Source organism: Rhizobium ecuadorense (assembly GCF_001187535.1).
Lineage (GTDB): Bacteria > Pseudomonadota > Alphaproteobacteria > Rhizobiales > Rhizobiaceae > Rhizobium > Rhizobium ecuadorense.
The window spans coordinates 1-16,506 of the sequence record NZ_LFIO01000569.1; the positions used below are offsets into that span (position 1 = coordinate 1).

The window sequence follows — 16,506 nt, forward strand, 5'->3', positions numbered from 1 at the left end:
ATCATCCGCAGCAGCGTGGACTTGCCGCAGCCGGAGGGGCCGACGAAGACGACGAATTCCCCGTCCTTCACCTCCAGATCGGCGCCATGGATGATCTCGAAGCCGCCGAAGCGCTTGACGATATTGCTGAGTGAAAGCTCTGCCATGCAGCCTCCCGTTTACTTGATTGCGCCGGCCGCGATGCCGGCGATGAAATGGCGCTGGAGAGCCACGAAGACGACGAGGATCGGCGCCGTCAGCAGCACCGCTCCGGCCATGATGCCGCCCCAGGAAACCTTGGTGAGGCCGATCAGCGTTCCCAATGCCACCGGCGCGGTCATCATTCCCGGTTTGGAATTGATGAGCAGCGGCCAGAGATAGTTGTTCCAAGAGGCGAGGAAGAGGATGATCGCCAATGCCGCCATGGTCGGGCGCGCCAGCGGCAGGGCGATGCGCAGGAAGATCTGCCATTCCTTGACGCCTTCGACACGGGCCGCATCGAAAAGCTCGCCCGGCATCATCGAAAAGGATTGCCGCATGAACAGCACGCCGAGCGAATTGAACAGCGGCGGCACGATCAGCGCCACCCATGTGTTCGCCAGCCGGAATTCACGGGCCACCATGATGAATTGCGGGATGACGACCACGGAGAAGGGCAGCGTGATCGTGCCGAGGATGATGGCGATGACGATGGAGCGGCCGACGAAACGGTAACGCGCCAGCGCCCAGCCCGCCATCGAGGTCAGCATCACCGACAGGAAAGTATAGATGATCGCGACGCCGACGGAGATCGTCATGGCGCCGATGAAATCGGTATCGGCCTGCAGGTTCTTGAAGTTCTCGATGAAGTTGGTCGATGGCCAGAGCACGATGTCGGGGCTGAAAATGCCGTTGTCCGGCATGGTGGAGAAGACGAACATCATCCAGAGCGGAAACAGCCAGATCAGTGCAAGCGGCGCCAGTGCGGCGTGCAGCGCGATCTGGCGCATGAGAAGGGATTGCGACCTGGATTTCATTTCGGATCCCTCCCGACCCAGAGATTGAGAAGCGAGATCACCACGGCAAGGGAAGCCATCGTGTAGGCGATCGCCGAGGCATAGCCGAAGTTCAGCGAGGTAAAGCCTTGGCGGTAGAGCAACAGGCCGAGGGTCTCGGTGCCGCCGCCGGGGCCGCCGCGATTGGTAATGAGGAAGGGCTCGGTGAAGAGCTGCATGGTGCCGATCACCGAGAGCACCACGCAGAACAGGATGATCGGTTTGAGGAGCGGCAGGGTGATGTGGAAGAACTGCTGTACCTTGCTCACCCGGTCGAGCGTCGCTGCCTCATAGACATCGTCCGGAATCGACTGCAGGCCGGCAAGGATGATGATGGCGTTATAGCCGGCCCAGCGCCATGTGACGGCGAGAATGATCAGCGCCATGGCGGCGTTCGCATTGTCGAACCAGGAAACCGGGCTGAGGCCGACAGCGGAGATCAGCTTGTTGATGATGCCGAAATCGAGGCTGAACATCAGCCGGAACACGGCGGCATAGGCGACCTCGCCGACGACGACGGGCGCAAAGAAGGCGAAACGGAAAAGCGGGCGCGCTTTCAAGAGCGGCGAATTGAGCATCACGGCCATGACGGTCGCAAGCGCAATCATGACCGGCACCTGGATCACCAGGATGATCAGCGTGTTATAAAGAGCGTTGTAAAAGGCCGGGTCGTAGAAGAGCCGGCCCCAATTGGCTTGGAAACTGTATTTCCACGGGTTGATGCGGGTGTTCTGAAAGGAAATCAGGAACGAATTGATGATGGGCCAGACCCAGAAGGTGGCAAAGACCAGCAGATAGGGGGCAAGGAACGCATAGGCGCTCCGGGTTCTGAACGGCATCGAGCCTCCTCCTCACGAACGAATGACCGGCCGCCTTGCAAGGCGGGAAAAAGCCGGGCGCCGAAGCGCCCGGCATCGTCATTCATTGCGCCACGGGAAGCCCGGTCGCCGAAGCGATCTGCTTGGCGGCATCGTCGAGGGCTGCCTTCGCGTCCGGATAACCGCCGGCGAAGAACTTCGTCTGTGTTGCCTTGAAGATGGCTTCGGCATCGCTCTGGAAAGCGGTGCCGCGGCTCGGCACGATCTTCGGCAGCGTCGCCAGGATATCGGCCCAGACCTTCTGGCCGCCCCAATAGGGCTGCGGTTCGCTGATGAAGGGGTCTTTTTCAGCCGAAAGCAGCGACGGCACCAGGCCGAATTCCTTCAGCATGGTGATCTGGCCTTCATTGGTGCCAAGCGCGTAGTTGACGAATTTCCAGGCGGCTTCCTTGTTTGCGGAGGTCGCCGAAATGGCGAGCGACGAACCGCCGAGATTGGCCGCATGCGGGCCGTCGGCCGTCAGGCTCGGCATCTTGTAGACGCCCCACTTGCCCTTGAGATCGGGGGAGGTCGAGCGCACGGTGCCTTCGTACCAGCCGCCATACAGCTGGCTCGCGGCCTTGCCGGCGGTATTGGCCTGGATCTTTTCGTCCCAGTTGGCTGCCGTCAGCGTTCCGGCATCCTTCATTTCCTTCACCTTTTGCAGCGAGGCGACGCAGGCCGGCTGATTGATGGTGATATTCTGGCCATCGGTCGAGTAATAGCCGCAGCCCTGTTCGTTGGCGATCATGCGAAACCATTCGCTGTCGCCGTTGAAGTCGGCCTGGGCCATGACGACGCCGGGATTGGCGGCGGAAATCTTCTTGCCGGCGGCGATGAAATCGTCCCAGGTGCTGATCGTGCTCGGATCGACGCCGGCCTTTTCGTAGAGATCGCGGCGGTAGAAGACGGCGACAGGGCCGGAATCCCACGGCATGGCATAGGCGACATCGCCGACTTCGAGCTCGGTGCGCTTGAAGTCAGGGAATTTTGCCTGGATCTCGGGGGTGTAGCCAAGTTCCTTCAGATTGGCGAAGCAATCCGGGAAACGGCTCCAGAAGATTTCAGCCTCGAAATTCTCGATGCTGACGATGTCGGGCAGGCCGTCGCCGCCGGCGGCGCAGGCAGCCAGCGTCTTGTCGAAGACCTGGCTGTTGCCGAGGTCCTCGACGGTGATCTTGATATCGGGAAACTGTTTGTTGAAGCCTGGAAGCGTGGACTTCAACGCCGATGCGGCGACATTCCAGCTCCATATGGTGAGATTGGCCTGCTCAGCGAATGCGGAGCCGGAAGCAAGCAGTGCGACAGCTGCGGTCGCAGCGAGAAGTTTGAAGCGCATTGAAAATCCTCCCTTTTCAATTGCCGATTTTTCACGAACGCGGTTAGACTATCCGCAAGGGAGCGGCTGTCTCCTAAAAAGGGAACATGGATTTGGCGGAAAGTAAGGTCGGCACGAGTGCAATCTATCAGCCCGGCGCAAGCAGCATAGAGGGTTCGCCGACGGCGCTGCAGATGTTTCATGACCATCCGCTCGTCATGGCCATGCCGCACTGGCATGCGCAGGTTGAGGTCAACTTCGTCATGCGCGGCACTGTCCATTATCGGATGAGCGACCACGAATTTCGGCTGAACGCCGGCGAAATGTGCCTCTTCTGGGGTGGCCAGCCGCATCAGATGGACGAATCCTCGGATGATTCGCTCTATGCCGGCGCCCATCTGCCGCTCATTTATTTCTTCCGGCTGCGTCTGCCGATCAGCATTTCCAGCCGGCTGATGAAGGGCGAAACGCTGCTGACCTCGGCGACCGATGCCGCCGACAACGAGAATTTCGCCCGCTGGTTCCGCTATTCCAAGTCCGGCGATTCCGCCAAGGCCCAGCACGCGGTCGACGAATTGCTGCTGCGCATCGAGCGCATCGCGCTCGAACCCTATTCGATGACGACATCGAAGACGGTCGCGAGCCTTGAAGGCGATCAACCGCATCCGAATTCCTCGCGCAGCGTTGCGCGCATGTGCGATTTCATCGCCGCCAATTTCCTGCAGGACATCGATTCGGTCGATATCGCCCGCGCCGCCGATCTGCATCCGAAATATGCGATGAACTTGTTCAAGCGATCGACGGGTATGACGCTGAGCAAATATGTGACGCTGCTCAGGCTGTCGCGCGCCCAGGCGATGCTGATGAGCGAGGGCGCCAACGTGCTGCAGGTGGCGATGGACAGCGGCTTCGGCTCGATCAGCGCCTTCAACAAATCCTTCCGTCACATCGCCGGCATGTCGCCATCGGACTTCCGCCGCGATATCCGACTGGTGACGACGGTCCCGGCCGGCGCCTTCCGGAACTAGATCGGGGACGTGTCGCAATTCGGCATTCCACGTCTTCTGCTGGCCGCTTGCCTTTCCTCTAAGCAGAAAGACGTCGGCGCCTAAGGTGGCGGCAGAAAGTGCGCATTTTCTGTGCAAGTGCATGCACTATGCAGGCAGCCGGAAAAAGAGCGCCGGTTCACCCTCAATGAATTCAACAATTTATAGTTTGGCACACCCTTTGCTTCGATAGTTGCAGAGTTGGTGGCTAGGGTTCCGGCGTCGCAGGGCGCGGCTGGTCCGAGAGCTACCACCGGCGGGGGAGACATCCCGCCGGGTGCACGGCGGGATAAAAGCCCGGGAGACCTCGTAAGCCAAGGGATTGGCGGCACGATGGTCATTGCCGATCCCTTTTGACGAAAAGCAAAAGGGGAATTTCAATGCAGACTTTTTCGAAGCTTCTATCCATCACCGCACTGGCGGCATCCTTGGCGCTCGGCTTCGGCCCCATCGCGAAGGCCGAACAGAAGACCGATTTCAAGGTCGCCTGGTCGATCTATGTCGGCTGGATGCCGTGGGGATACGCGGCCGATCACGGCATCGTCAAGAAATGGGCCGACAAATACGGCATCAAGATCGAGGTCACCCAGTTCAACGACTACGTCGAATCGATGAACCAGTATACGGCCGGCGCCTTCGATGCCGTGACGCTGACCAATATGGACGGACTGTCGATCCCGGCCGCCGGCGGCGTCGATACCACAGCCGTGATCGTCGGCGACTTCTCGAACGGCAATGACGCCGTCATCCTGAAAGACAAGGCGAGCCTTGCCGACATCAAGGGCCAGAACGTCAATCTCGTCGAATTCTCCGTCTCGCACTATCTGCTGGCCCGCGCGCTCGAAAGCATCAAGATGACCGAGCGCGACGTCAAAGTGGTCAACACTTCCGATGCCGATATGGTTGCGGCCTACAAAACGGCTGACGTAACGGCTGTCGTCACCTGGAATCCGCTGGTCTCGACCATCCTCGAAGATCCCACGGCCAAGAAGGTCTTCGACAGTTCGCAGGTGCCGGGCGAGATCATCGACCTGATGGTCGCCAACACCGGCGTGCTGAAAGACAATCCGAATTTCGGCAAGGCGCTTGCCGGCATCTGGTATGAGACGGCAGCGCTGCTGACCGCCGACAGCGCCGACGGCAAGGCCGCGCGCGAGGCGATGGGCCAGGCATCGGGCACCGATCTCAAGGGCTTCGAATCCCAGCTTGCCGCCACCAAGCTGTTTGCCAAGCCGGTCGATGCGGTTGCTTTTACCGCGTCGGGCAGCCTGCCGAGGACGATGGATCTCGTCCGCACCTTCCTGTTCGAAAAGGGTCTGCTCGGCAGCGGCGCGCCGTCCGCTGATGTGATCGGCATCGAAATGCCGGATGGCAAGGTTCTCGGCGACAGCGGCAACGTCAAGCTGCGCTTTACCGAGACCTATATGAAAGCGGCCGCCGACGCTTCGCTCTGAGCAATCTTCGAGAGCGGCGTGGCTTGCCCACGCCGCCATCCTTCATCAGCGGAGCTTCTCTCATGCGTTGGATCAACACGAGGCCGAGCCGGGGTGCGCAGCTTGCCTTGACGCTGCTGCCCTTCGTGCTGCTGATCGTCGCCTATGCTTTCGGCTCGGCGGCGCGACTGGCAGAAAACGCCAACGACAAGCTGCTGCCGGGCTTCGCAGATTTCGCCGATGCGATCGATCGCCTGGTCTTCGTCGCCGATCCGCGCACCGGCGAATACCTGCTGTGGTCGGATACGGCGGCGAGCCTGGTGCGGTTGTTTGCCGGTCTCGGCATCTCCACCGTCACCGCCGTCGTCATTGGTATGCTGATCGGCATGCTGCCTTATCTCAGGGCGCTGCTCTCTCCTTTCGTCGCCGTCATCTCGATGGTGCCGCCGCTGGCGCTGCTGCCGATTCTCTTCATCGTCATGGGGCTTGGAGAAGCCTCCAAGATCGCGCTCATCGCCATCGGCGTTGCGCCGACGATGATCCGAGACCTCGCGCTGAAGGCGCTGGAACTGCCGCGCGAACAGATCGTCAAGGCTGAAACGCTCGGCGGCTCTTCCTGGCAGATCGGCCTTCGCGTCGTGCTGCCGCAGATCCTGCCGCGGCTGATTACCTGTCTTCGGCTTCAGCTCGGCCCTGCCTGGCTGTTCCTGATTGCGGCAGAGGCGATTTCGTCGGATTCCGGCCTCGGTTACCGCATCTTCCTCGTGCGCCGCTACCTCTCCATGGACGTGATCTTTCCCTATGTCGTCTGGATCACCCTGCTCGCCGTGGTCATGAATTACATCCTCGAACGCATCCGCATCGCTCTCTTCCCCTGGTCTGAGCTGGAGAAGCAGGCATGAGCGAACTGGTGATCGAAAGGGTCTGGAAGGAATATGGCGACCAGATCGTGCTTGAGAACGTGTCGCTGACCGTCGCCTCGCGCGCCTTCGTCGCGCTTGTCGGCCCGTCCGGCTGCGGCAAGACGACATTCCTGCGCATGCTGCTTGGCCAGGAACGACCGACGCGGGGCACTATACGGCTTGACGGCGAAGCGCTGCCGCTTGAGCCGGGGCCGGATCGCGGCGTCGTTTTCCAGCGCTACTCCGTCTTCCCGCATCTGACCGTGCTCGGCAATGTGCTGCTCGGCCGCGAATTTTCCACGGCGCGCTACAAGGCAAAGCTTTTCGGCGCTGCCCGCCGCAGCGCGGTCGACGAGGCGCGGCGGTTGATCGGCGAAGTCGGCCTTGCCGGCGCCGAGAGCAAATACCCGGCACAGCTTTCCGGCGGCATGCAGCAGCGCCTGGCGCTGGCGCAGGCGCTGATCATGAAGCCGAAAGTGCTGCTGCTCGACGAGCCCTTCGGGGCGCTCGACCCCGGCATCCGCGCCGAAATCCATACCTTGATGAAGCGGCTCTGGCACGAAACGCAGATGACCGTCGTCATGGTGACGCACGATATGCGCGAGGCCTTCACGCTGGCGACGCGCGTCGTCGCCTTCGAGCGCCGGCGTGACCGCCCGGAGGAGAAGGAGCGTTACGGCGCGACCATCACCAAGGACATTTCCATCTGGCCGCCCCGGCTCGCCGGCGCGCCTTCCATCTTCAGCCCCGACCGGGACGGCCCGGTCATTTCTCTGGGCCATCGCCGGGACGACCCGGCTTCCAGTCCGTCAGGAGAAAAACCATGATGCATGTCAGACGTTCGCCCGAAAAAATATCAGCCAACCGGCAGCGTTACGAGGAACATCAGAAGAAGGGGCTGGAATTCGCGCCGAAGGCCCTGCCGGCGCCGAGCCCCCTGCCCGCCCCCGCCATCGATGCCGCGGCGATCATCCATCAGGAGACCATTCCCGGCGGCTGGTATTGGTCGACCGCGCTGAAGCGCGGCGAAGCGCTCCGCATCGACCAGGGCGACGGCGGATCGACCGTGGCGCTCGTCGCCTGGAACGCCGCTGACACGAGTGAGCGGCTCAATCTCGTCGATACGGTCAAGGTTCAGTGGACGACCGCTCTCGGCAAGGGACGCGTCATCTTTTCGGATATGGGCCGGGTGATGTTTTCGCTGATCGAGGACAGTTCCGGTGCTCATGACTGCCTGATGGGCGGCTCGACGGCGGCCTCGAACGCCATAAAATATCCCGGCGTCAAGACCCGCAACACCCGCGACAATCTCGTGCTCGTCGCCGGCAAGCTCGGTCTCACCAGGCGCGATATCCCTGGGATTCTCAATCTGTTCGCTTCCGTCCGCGTCAACGACGAGGGTGGCTTCCACTGGCGCGGCAAACTTTCCAATAGCGGCGATTATGCCGAACTGCGCGCCGAAATGGACATGATCGTCGGCTTTTCCAATTGCCCGCATCCGCTCGATCCAGATCCGGTCTATGCGCCGAAGCCGGTCATCGTGACGCGCTTTCGTGCAGGTGCGCCCGCCGTCGACGACCTCGCGCGCACGGCGACCGCCGAGGCCGTTCGCGGCTTCGAGAACAACGCCGCGATGCTGGCCTGAGGAGGGATGACGATGACCGATTTCATCAAGACTTCAGCTTCACGCAGCCTCGAAAACGCGGTGCAGGATCATTTCATCCCGGCCGAAGCGCCGTGGTCCGGCATCGTGCGCAAGGGGCAGACGATCCGCATCGAAGACAGCTACGGCCAGCAGGCGATCGACACGCTGTTTTATCGCGCCGATGATTTTGCCGAGCGCTATTCCAACCAGGACACGATGCGGGCGCAGGGCGGCGCCTATATCGGCGCCGGCACGAAGATCGTCTCGAACGAGGGCAACGTCATGCTTGTCATGACGGCCGACAGCTGCGGCCGGCACGATACCTCCGCCGGGGCTTGCTCCTGCGAAAGCAACACGGTGCGCTTCGGCCACGGCACAAAATACCTGCATGCCTGCCGCGACAATTTCGTGCTCGAGGTGACCCGGCACGGCATGAGCAAGCGCGATATCGTGCCGAACATCAATTTCTTCATGAACGTCCCGATCAAGCCGAACGGCGAGATGACCATCGTCGACGGCATTTCCGCGGCCGGCGACTATGTCGAACTGGTGGCTGAAATGGACGTGCTCTGCGTCATCTCCAACTGCCCGCAGGTCAACAATCCCTGTAACGGCTTCGATCCGACACCGATCCGGGTGCTGATCTGGGACGGCGAGGACTGATCGATGTTCGCCAAGGTTCTCATCGCCAATCGTGGCGAAATCGCCGTCCGGGTGATCCGGACATTGAAGAGGATGGGCATCGCCTCGGTTGCCGTCTATTCCGATGCCGATCGCTTCTCGAAGCCGGCGCTGCTCGCCGACGAAGCCGTGCGCCTCGGCCCGGCGCCTGCTGGAGAAAGCTATCTCGACGTCGATGCCGTCATCGCCGCCTGCAAGGCGACCGGCGCCGAGGCCGTGCATCCGGGCTACGGCTTCCTCTCGGAAAATATCGGCTTTGCCGAGCGGCTCGCCGCCGAAGGCATCGCCTTCATCGGCCCGCGGCCGGAGCATCTGTCGGCTTTCGGCCTGAAGCACACAGCGCGTGAATTGGCGAAAGCGAGCGGCGTGCCGCTGCTGCCCGGCACCGATCTGCTGCGGAGTGTCGAAGAGGCGCTCCTGGCCGCCGAGACCGTCGGTTATCCCGTCATGCTGAAGAGCACGGCCGGCGGCGGCGGTATCGGCATGCAGCTCTGCGCCGATGCGGCCGGTCTCAAGGCCTCTTTCGAAAGCGTGCAGCGAACGGCGCGCGCCAGCTTCGGCGACGCGCGCGTCTATATCGAGCGTTTCGTTGCCGAAGCCCGCCATGTCGAGGTGCAGATCTTCGGCGACGGCAAGGGCACAGTGATCGCGCTCGGAGAGCGCGACTGCTCGCTGCAGAGGCGAAACCAGAAGGTCGTCGAGGAAACGCCTGCCCCCGGCCTGTCGGCGGAAACACGGGCGCGGCTGCACAAGGCGGCGGTCGACTTGGGAGCTTCGGTCTCCTATGAATCGGCCGGCACCGTCGAATTCATCTATGACCCCCAGCGCGAGGAATTCTATTTCCTCGAGGTCAATACCCGCCTCCAGGTCGAGCATCCGGTCACCGAAGCCGTCTTCGGCATCGATCTCGTCGAGTGGATGATCCGGCAGGCGGCGGGCGAGGACGTGCTCTCGGGCGCGAGCGACCTGACGCCGAAGGGTGCGGCGATCGAAATGCGCATCTATGCCGAGATGCCGCATGCCGATTTCCGCCCGAGCGCCGGCCTGCTCACCGAGGTTGTCTTTCCGGAAGGGGCCCGTGTCGACGGCTGGATAGAGAGGGGAACTGAGGTGACGCCCTTCTACGACCCGATGCTTGCCAAGCTGATCGTGGCGGCGGAGGATCGGCCGGCGGCGATCGAGAAGCTGAAGGCAGCGCTTGCCGCGACAGCGATATCCGGCATCGAAACCAATCTCGATTATCTCAGGGCGATCGCCGCTTCCGAACTGCTTGCCGGCGGTAAGGTGGCGACGACGGCGCTGCGCGACTTCGCCTTCGTTCCCGATATCGTCGAGGTTATCGCGCCCGGTGCGCAATCGAGCATTCAGGAGCTGCCGGGCCGGCTCGGCCTTTGGCATGTCGGCGTGCCGCCGAGCGGGCCGATGGACGAGCGCTCCTTCCGCCACGCCAACCGGCTGGTCGGTAATGCCGATCAGACGGCCGCGCTGGAACTGACGGTTTCCGGTCCGACGCTGCGATTTTATGCCGACCAGACGATCGCGCTTGCCGGAGCGCGGATGGCGATGACATGCGATGGGGTCAGGCTTCCCCACGACGAGCCGGTCCTGATCCGGGCCGGTCAGGTGCTGTCGGTCGGTGCGATCGAAGGACCGGGGCAGCGCGCCTATCTTGCCGTTGCCGGCGGTTTTGCCGCGCCGGTCGTGCTCGGCTCGCGCGCTACTTTCGGCTTGGGCCAATTCGGCGGCAACGCCACCGGCACGCTGAAGACGGGGCATGTGCTGCATTTCGCCCGGCAGGCACCGGTGGAACCGGCCAAGGCTGCAGCCGAGCCGGCTGCCTTGTCCCGAGAATGGGATGTCGGCCTCGTCTACGGCCCGCACGGTGCACCGGATTTCTTCGAGGATAGCGATATCGAGACGCTGTTCTCCGCTCCCTACGAAGTGCATTTCAACAGCGCCCGCACCGGTGTGCGCCTCATCGGCCCCGCCCCGCTTTGGGCACGTCGCGACGGTGGCGAGGCGGGGCTTCACCCCTCCAACCTACACGACAACGCCTATGCGATCGGCGCGATCGATTTCACCGGCGATATGCCGATCATTCTCGGGCCCGACGGTCCGAGCCTTGGCGGGTTCGTCTGCCCGGCCGTGATCGCGCGTGAGGAGCAATGGAAGATGGGGCAGTTCAAGCCCGGCGACCGTATCCGTTTTCATGCCGTGGCCCGGCCGGAAGACCCGATCGCCGGCCCGGCGGTGCGGCGGATCGCGGAAGAGACGGGTTCGCCGATCGTCGGCGTCAGCGACGATGGCCCGGTCACGGTCGTCTATCGCCGCCAGGGTGACGACAATCTGCTCGTCGAATATGGGCCGATGACGCTCGACATCGCGCTCCGGCTGCGGGTTCATCTGCTGATGCAGGCCGTCGTCGCGGCTCGCTTGCCCGGGATCGTCGATCTCACGCCAGGCATCCGCTCGCTGCAGATCCACTATGACGGCACGCAGCTGACGCGCCGGCGCCTGCTCGGGCTGCTCGCCGAGATCGAGATGACGCTGCCGGCGGCACAGGATGTCAAGGTGCCGAGCCGTATCGTGCATCTGCCGCTGTCGTGGAACGATCCGGATGCGGCGCTTGCCATGCGCAAGTATCAGGAGCTCGTCCGCCCAAATGCGCCCTGGTGCCCCGATAACATCGAGTTCATCCGCCGCATCAACGGTCTTCCCGACGAACAGGCCGTCCGCAATATCGTCTTCGATGCGAGCTACTTCGTTCTGGGTCTCGGCGATGTCTATCTCGGCGCTCCGGTTGCGACCCCGATCGACCCGCGCCATCGCCTCGTCACGACCAAATACAACCCCGCCCGCACCTGGACGCCGGAAAACGCGGTCGGCATCGGCGGGGCCTATATGTGCATCTACGGCATGGAGGGACCGGGCGGCTATCAGCTCTTCGGCCGGACCATCCAGGTGTGGAACACCTGGCGGGAAACGCCGGCCTTCGCCAAGGGCAAGCCCTGGCTGCTGAACTTCTTCGACCAGATCCGTTTCTTCCCCGTCAGCAATCAGGAGCTGACCGAGGCGCGCGCCGCCTTCCCGCATGGCGGCTATCCTGTCAGGATCGAAGAGACGGAGTTCTCCTATGCCGCCTATGACAAGGAGCTGCAGGCGAATGCGGCATCCATCGGCCGCTTCAAGGCGGCGCAGCAGGCGGCCTTCGATGCCGAACGCCAGCACTGGAAGGAGGCCGGGCTCGACAGCTTCGTCGCCGATGAAGGCACGAGCGAAAATCCGGACGCGGATATTCCCGACGGATGCTTCGGCGTCGCCAGCGCCGTGCCCGGCAATATCTGGAAATTGCTGGTCGAGCCGGGCGCCCCGGTTGCGGCCGGCGACACACTTGCCATCATTGAATCGATGAAAATGGAAATCAACGTCACCGCCCATGCGGCAGGCCGCGTCCGCGACCTGCGCGCCGGGCCGGGGAGAAACGTCAAAGCCGGCGATATCATCGTCGTCCTGGAGGAATGCTGAACATGCTGCCGACTATTCTCGATCTCTCAAGCCTTCGTGCCGCGTATCGATCCGGCTTGACGCCGCTCGACATCATCGAAGAGGTGATCGCCCGCCGCGCCGCCTCGGAAGATCCGGCAATCTTCATCACCCCGGTGCCGGATGACGAGTTGCGCTCTGCCGCCAAAGCGCTGATGGCGCGCGCGCCTGAGGCAAACAGCCTGCCGCTCTGGGGCGTGCCCTTCGCGGTGAAGGACAATATCGATGCCGCCGGCCTGCCGACGACCGCCGCCTGCCCGGCCTATGAATATCGGCCGGACGCCGATTCCACCGTTGTCGCCAGATTGAAGGCAGCCGGCGCTATCGTGATCGGCAAAACCAATCTCGACCAGTTCGCGACCGGCCTCAACGGCACGCGCTCGCCCTATGGGGCGCCACGTTCGGTCTTCGATAAGGCCTATATCTCCGGCGGCTCGAGCTCGGGATCAGCGGTCACGGTTGCCTCCGGCCTCGCCGCCTTCGCGCTCGGCACGGATACGGCAGGCTCCGGCCGCGTGCCGGCTGCGCTCAACAATCTGGTCGGCATCAAGCCGACGCCGGGGCTTCTTCCGAATACCGGCGCCATTCCGGCCTGCAGGAGTGTCGACTGCATCACGATCTTCGCGCCGACCGTCGGCGACGGTATTGCGATCCGCAGGGTCGCCGAGGGATTTGACGCTGCCGATCCTTTCTCCCGTCGCGCCAAGCCGGCGACGCTGCCGGTGTCGGGGTTGCGCATCGGCGTCCTGACCGGCGCGGAACGGGAATTCTTCGGCGATAAGGAGGTGGAGGCGCTTTACGACCAGGCGATCGAGCGGGCCAGAGCGCTCGGCGCGACCATCGTGGCTTTCGACTACGCACCCTTCCGCGAGGCCGCCGCCCTGCTTTATGACGGGCCGTGGGTCGCCGAACGCCTGGCGGCGGTCGAGGACTTCCTCGCCACGAACGCAGCCGATTTCGACCCGACGGTGCGGGGGATTATCGAGGGCGCGAGGGGCAAATCAGCGGTCGATGCTTTCAAGGGCCGATATCGGCTGGAAGAACTGCGCCGAAAGACCGAGGCCGAATGGGAAAAGGCTGATGTGCTTCTGCTGCCGACCGCGCCGACCACCTATACGGTCGCAGACATGCAGGCCGATCCTGTGGTGCTCAACGGCCGTCTCGGCCGCTACACCAATTTCGTCAACCTGCTCGATTGCGCGGCGATCGCCGTTCCGGCCGGCTTCGGAAAGGGTGGCCTGCCGGGCGGTGTGACAGTGATCGCGCCTGCTTTCACCGACGATGCGCTGGCGCCGCTTGCTGATGCGCTGCATCGCGCCGCCGCCGCCGGCATGGGTATCGACCGGCAGGCGGCGATCCCTGGGGCGAGCCGCTTTGCGGCCATCGATGACGGCTTCGTCGAAATCGTCGTCGTCGGCGCGCATCTGACCGGCATGCCGCTCAATCATGAGCTGACCGGCGCCGGCGCCCGGTTGGTCAAGGCCTGCAGCACATCAGGCGAATACCGTCTCTTTGTGCTGCCGGACACGGTGCCGCCTAAGCCAGGCCTCATCCGCGAACCTGGCCACAAGGGCACCGGCCTGGAGGTTGAGGTCTGGGCACTGCCGGCCGATGCCTTCGGGCGCTTTGTCCAAAAGATCCCGGCGCCGCTCGGCATCGGAAAGGTAGTGCTTGACGACGGCACGAGTGTCTCCGGTTTTCTCTGCGAGGCACATGCGGTGAAGGGCGCCGAAGACATCACCTCGCTCGGCGGCTGGCGCAGCTATATCAGCGCCAGATTGGCGAGCTGAGCGTGAGGATCAAAAAATGGCGACGATGTTCAAGCAGCTGGGCGCGCTTCTCCTGGCGGGGCTGATCGCGCGAACCAAGGCGATCGGCAGGCCCGGCCAACGCTGACGGCTTAATGCATGTCGCCCGGAAGTGTGCAGCGGTTCCGGGATAACGACATGCATCAAAACAAAGAGCTAAAGCGCGTCACATGGATCAAGTGTAATGCGACGCGCTTTAGCGCTTTTCGGCGAGCTCGATCTGAATGCCGTCGGGATCGCGCAGAAAGGCCACCTTGTGCAACACCTCGGCGTTAACGGCCAGGCGCGGCCGCTCCTTGATCTCGACGCCGGCCTTTTCCAGCCGGGCGAAGGTCTCGTCGACGCTGTCGAACAGGAAGGTCAGGTGACGCAGGCCGGCCGTGCCCTCCGGCACATCCACAGCCCTTGCCGCACCATCTGCCGGTGCGACGATTTCGAGCATGCCGCCGCCGGCATCGAGAAAGGCGATCTCTCCGCCGTCGGCCATGACCTTGCGCAGATGCAGGCGCAGGCCGAGCATGCCGCAGTAGAAATCGACCGTGCGGTCCATGTCGCTGACCGTCATGCCGACATGCTCGAAGGATTTCAGCATGGAGCGCCTCCCGTTCATCCGGCGGCCGACCCGCGTTCGTCTTCCGGAAGCCAGGATCGGTAAAGCGGATGATCGGCGGCGATCGGCAGCGGCGTCGGCCGACCGGTGCGCTGCGAGAAATAGGCTGATGTCACCAGCTCCAGCGAATTGCGGGCATCCTGCAGCGTCACCGGCGGCTCGGTATCCTCGACGATCGCCTTATGGAAGAGCTCGAACTGACGGGTGTAGCCGTCCTCGCCAGGTATATAGGCTGTAAGCGCCGCGTCGATTTTCGCCTGATGCTTTTCGGTTCCCGCGGTGAAGACCCAGGGATCGCGGCCCATCGTATAGGGCTCGAGAATGCTTTCGGCGACGAGATCGCTGAAGCAGAAGCGCAGCCGCGAGATCTCCTTGCGCGAGCCGAGTGTCATCGACAGCGTCGCCAGCGAGCCGTTCTGCATCTTCACCGAAAGGGCAGCCGTATCCTCGACCTCAATCGGGTTGACCAGAGTCGCGCCATAGGAAAACACCTCGGCGCAGGGGCCGTGCACATAATTCAGCATGTCATGGGCGTGGATCGCGTGGCCGAGCAGGCCGCCACCCAGTTCGGTCGCCCATTTGCCGCGCCACGGCACGGCATAATAATCCGGGCCGCGCCACCAATGGGTCTCGATCGTCGTCAGGAACGGCTTGCCGGCGAGGCCGCTTTCAATCAGCAGCTTCAGCTTCTGCAGGCCGGAGCCGTAGCGATACTGGAAGATCGGCATCAGCTTCCTCCCGGGAAAACGGGCGAGGATGCGGCCCATCTCGTCGACCTCGGCGATCGAGCCGAAGAGCGGTTTCTCGCAGATCACATGCTTGCCGGACTCGATACCCTTGCGGCAGAGTTCGAAATGCGAGCTCGGCGGCGTCGAAATGTCGATGATATCGAGATCGTCGCGGGCAAACAGCGAATCCGTATCCTGCGTGTACTCGCCGATGCCATATTCCTCGCACAGCGCCCTGCCGCGCTCCTCATCGAGCGAGCAGAGCACGGGGACCTCGAAGAGATCCTTGTTCCAGCCGAAGCCGGCCAGATGCCGCGCGGCAATGCCTGCGCCGATGACGCCGACGCGTAGTTTCCTCGTCATCATATCCTCCTCAGCGAGCGCCGATGCGCGCGGCTTTCGACTGGGCTTCGAGCGAAAGGCGGCAGACTTCGAAAACATGATCCTGCGTCATCGCCGTCTGCGTGCGGTTGTCGACATCGGCGGTGAAAGCATCGAAATAATCGAGTTTTTCATCGCTGCAATCGATATGGGTCATCTCCTTGCCGTTGACGAGGAAGAGGTGATCCTTGCCCGGCCGGCCGGCGATATCGATATATTTGCGCAGTTCGATATAGCCTTCGGTGCCGAGGATGGTCAGGCGTCCGTCGCCCCAGGTCGGCAGCGCCTCCGGGGTGAACCAGTCGACGCGAACATAACCCGCCGCTCTGTCGGAGCGCAGCAGCACTTCGCCGAAATCCTGGAAATCAGGCTTGTCGGGCATACCGAAATTGCCGATCGAGCTGGCGATGACTTCGCCCGAGGTCGAGCCGGTATAGAACAGGAACTGATCGACCTGGTGCGAGGCGATGTCGACGATGATGCCGCCGAAGGCTTCCGGATCGAAGAACCAGTCCGGCCGGGTCGGCAGTTGCAGCCGGTG

General features: G+C 62.9%; 15 protein-coding genes and 1 riboswitch. Of the genes, 8 read left to right on the plus strand and 7 right to left on the minus strand.

Annotation, left to right across the window (positions count from 1 at the left end; translation table 11 throughout):
• The 4 genes from AF337_RS40215 to AF337_RS12050 form a co-directional block, all read right to left on the minus strand.
• On the minus strand, positions 1-146 hold a 146-nt coding region (locus AF337_RS40215), incomplete at its 3' end, for an ATP-binding cassette domain-containing protein (RefSeq protein ID WP_152971014.1).
• A gap of 12 nt (positions 147-158) precedes the next feature.
• Positions 159-995: a carbohydrate ABC transporter permease gene (locus AF337_RS12040; protein WP_049732317.1), complete on the minus strand. Its 837-nt coding sequence runs from the start codon at positions 993-995 to the stop codon at positions 159-161.
• Complete coding sequence (locus AF337_RS12045) at positions 992-1,852, minus strand: carbohydrate ABC transporter permease (protein WP_012560130.1); 861 nt, start codon at positions 1,850-1,852, stop codon at positions 992-994. Before AF337_RS12045 ends, AF337_RS12040 begins: the two co-directional genes overlap by 4 nt.
• A gap of 82 nt (positions 1,853-1,934) precedes the next feature.
• Positions 1,935-3,209 carry an extracellular solute-binding protein gene (locus tag AF337_RS12050; protein WP_049732318.1) on the minus strand — a complete coding sequence of 425 codons (1,275 nt, stop codon included), beginning with the start codon at positions 3,207-3,209 and terminating at the stop codon, positions 1,935-1,937.
• 86 nt (positions 3,210-3,295) lie between these two features.
• Between AF337_RS12050 and AF337_RS12055 the strand changes: the two genes are divergently transcribed.
• The 8 genes from AF337_RS12055 (at position 3,296) to atzF (ending at position 14,228) form a co-directional block, all read left to right on the plus strand.
• Complete coding sequence (locus tag AF337_RS12055) at positions 3,296-4,216, plus strand: helix-turn-helix domain-containing protein (RefSeq protein ID WP_049732319.1); 921 nt, start codon at positions 3,296-3,298, stop codon at positions 4,214-4,216.
• Between the two features lie 215 nt (positions 4,217-4,431).
• Positions 4,432-4,540, plus strand: a riboswitch (guanidine-I (ykkC/yxkD leader).
• 74 nt (positions 4,541-4,614) lie between these two features.
• The gene (locus tag AF337_RS12060; RefSeq protein ID WP_049732320.1) at positions 4,615-5,688 is read left to right on the plus strand and encodes a putative urea ABC transporter substrate-binding protein; all 1,074 of its coding nucleotides are present in this window, start codon (positions 4,615-4,617) and stop codon (positions 5,686-5,688) included.
• Between the two features lie 62 nt (positions 5,689-5,750).
• On the plus strand, positions 5,751-6,569 hold the full coding sequence (locus AF337_RS12065; RefSeq protein ID WP_049732321.1) for an ABC transporter permease: 819 nt from the start codon (positions 5,751-5,753) through the stop codon (positions 6,567-6,569).
• Positions 6,566-7,396: an ABC transporter ATP-binding protein gene (locus AF337_RS12070; RefSeq protein ID WP_049732322.1), complete on the plus strand. Its 831-nt coding sequence runs from the start codon at positions 6,566-6,568 to the stop codon at positions 7,394-7,396. Before AF337_RS12065 ends, AF337_RS12070 begins: the two co-directional genes overlap by 4 nt.
• Entirely contained in the window at positions 7,393-8,214 is an 822-nt protein-coding gene (locus AF337_RS12075; RefSeq protein WP_049732323.1) for an urea amidolyase associated protein UAAP1, read from the plus strand. The genes AF337_RS12070 and AF337_RS12075 overlap by 4 nt, the downstream gene beginning before the upstream one ends.
• 12 nt (positions 8,215-8,226) lie before the next feature.
• Positions 8,227-8,877, plus strand: a complete 651-nt coding sequence (locus tag AF337_RS12080; protein ID WP_049732326.1) for an urea amidolyase associated protein UAAP2 — start codon at positions 8,227-8,229, stop codon at positions 8,875-8,877.
• Between the two features lie 3 nt (positions 8,878-8,880).
• The gene (gene uca, locus AF337_RS12085) at positions 8,881-12,420 is read left to right on the plus strand and encodes an urea carboxylase (RefSeq protein WP_049732324.1); all 3,540 of its coding nucleotides are present in this window, start codon (positions 8,881-8,883) and stop codon (positions 12,418-12,420) included.
• A gap of 2 nt (positions 12,421-12,422) precedes the next feature.
• A complete protein-coding gene (gene atzF / locus AF337_RS12090) occupies positions 12,423-14,228 on the plus strand; it encodes an allophanate hydrolase (RefSeq protein WP_049732327.1) in 1,806 nt (601 codons plus the stop codon).
• 214 nt (positions 14,229-14,442) lie between these two features.
• On the opposite strand, the gene AF337_RS12095 is transcribed toward atzF, so the two are convergent.
• The 3 genes from AF337_RS12095 to AF337_RS12105 all read right to left on the minus strand — a co-directional run.
• On the minus strand, positions 14,443-14,838 hold the full coding sequence (locus AF337_RS12095; protein WP_049732325.1) for a VOC family protein: 396 nt from the start codon (positions 14,836-14,838) through the stop codon (positions 14,443-14,445).
• A 14-nt stretch (positions 14,839-14,852) separates the two neighbouring features.
• A complete protein-coding gene (locus tag AF337_RS12100; RefSeq protein ID WP_049732328.1) occupies positions 14,853-15,947 on the minus strand; it encodes a Gfo/Idh/MocA family protein in 1,095 nt (364 codons plus the stop codon).
• Positions 15,948-15,957: 10 nt separating this feature from the next.
• The coding region (locus AF337_RS12105; RefSeq protein WP_244471227.1) for a Gfo/Idh/MocA family protein at positions 15,958-16,506 on the minus strand (549 nt) is incomplete at its 5' end.

What these genes read in the sequence shown, in the direction of transcription:
- AF337_RS12040 (WP_049732317.1), bottom strand. Translation starts at nt 995, where the DNA reads ATGAAATCCAGGTCGCAATCCCTTCTCATGCGCCAGATCGCGCTGCAC.
- AF337_RS12045 (WP_012560130.1), bottom strand. Translation starts at nt 1,852, where the DNA reads ATGCCGTTCAGAACCCGGAGCGCCTATGCGTTCCTTGCCCCCTATCTG.
- AF337_RS12050 (WP_049732318.1), bottom strand. Translation starts at nt 3,209, where the DNA reads ATGCGCTTCAAACTTCTCGCTGCGACCGCAGCTGTCGCACTGCTTGCT.
- AF337_RS12055 (WP_049732319.1), top strand. Translation starts at nt 3,296, where the DNA reads ATGGATTTGGCGGAAAGTAAGGTCGGCACGAGTGCAATCTATCAGCCC.
- AF337_RS12060 (WP_049732320.1), top strand. Translation starts at nt 4,615, where the DNA reads ATGCAGACTTTTTCGAAGCTTCTATCCATCACCGCACTGGCGGCATCC.
- AF337_RS12065 (WP_049732321.1), top strand. Translation starts at nt 5,751, where the DNA reads ATGCGTTGGATCAACACGAGGCCGAGCCGGGGTGCGCAGCTTGCCTTG.
- AF337_RS12070 (WP_049732322.1), top strand. Translation starts at nt 6,566, where the DNA reads ATGAGCGAACTGGTGATCGAAAGGGTCTGGAAGGAATATGGCGACCAG.
- AF337_RS12075 (WP_049732323.1), top strand. Translation starts at nt 7,393, where the DNA reads ATGATGCATGTCAGACGTTCGCCCGAAAAAATATCAGCCAACCGGCAG.
- AF337_RS12080 (WP_049732326.1), top strand. Translation starts at nt 8,227, where the DNA reads ATGACCGATTTCATCAAGACTTCAGCTTCACGCAGCCTCGAAAACGCG.
- uca (WP_049732324.1), top strand. Translation starts at nt 8,881, where the DNA reads ATGTTCGCCAAGGTTCTCATCGCCAATCGTGGCGAAATCGCCGTCCGG.
- atzF (WP_049732327.1), top strand. Translation starts at nt 12,423, where the DNA reads ATGCTGCCGACTATTCTCGATCTCTCAAGCCTTCGTGCCGCGTATCGA.
- AF337_RS12095 (WP_049732325.1), bottom strand. Translation starts at nt 14,838, where the DNA reads ATGCTGAAATCCTTCGAGCATGTCGGCATGACGGTCAGCGACATGGAC.
- AF337_RS12100 (WP_049732328.1), bottom strand. Translation starts at nt 15,947, where the DNA reads ATGACGAGGAAACTACGCGTCGGCGTCATCGGCGCAGGCATTGCCGCG.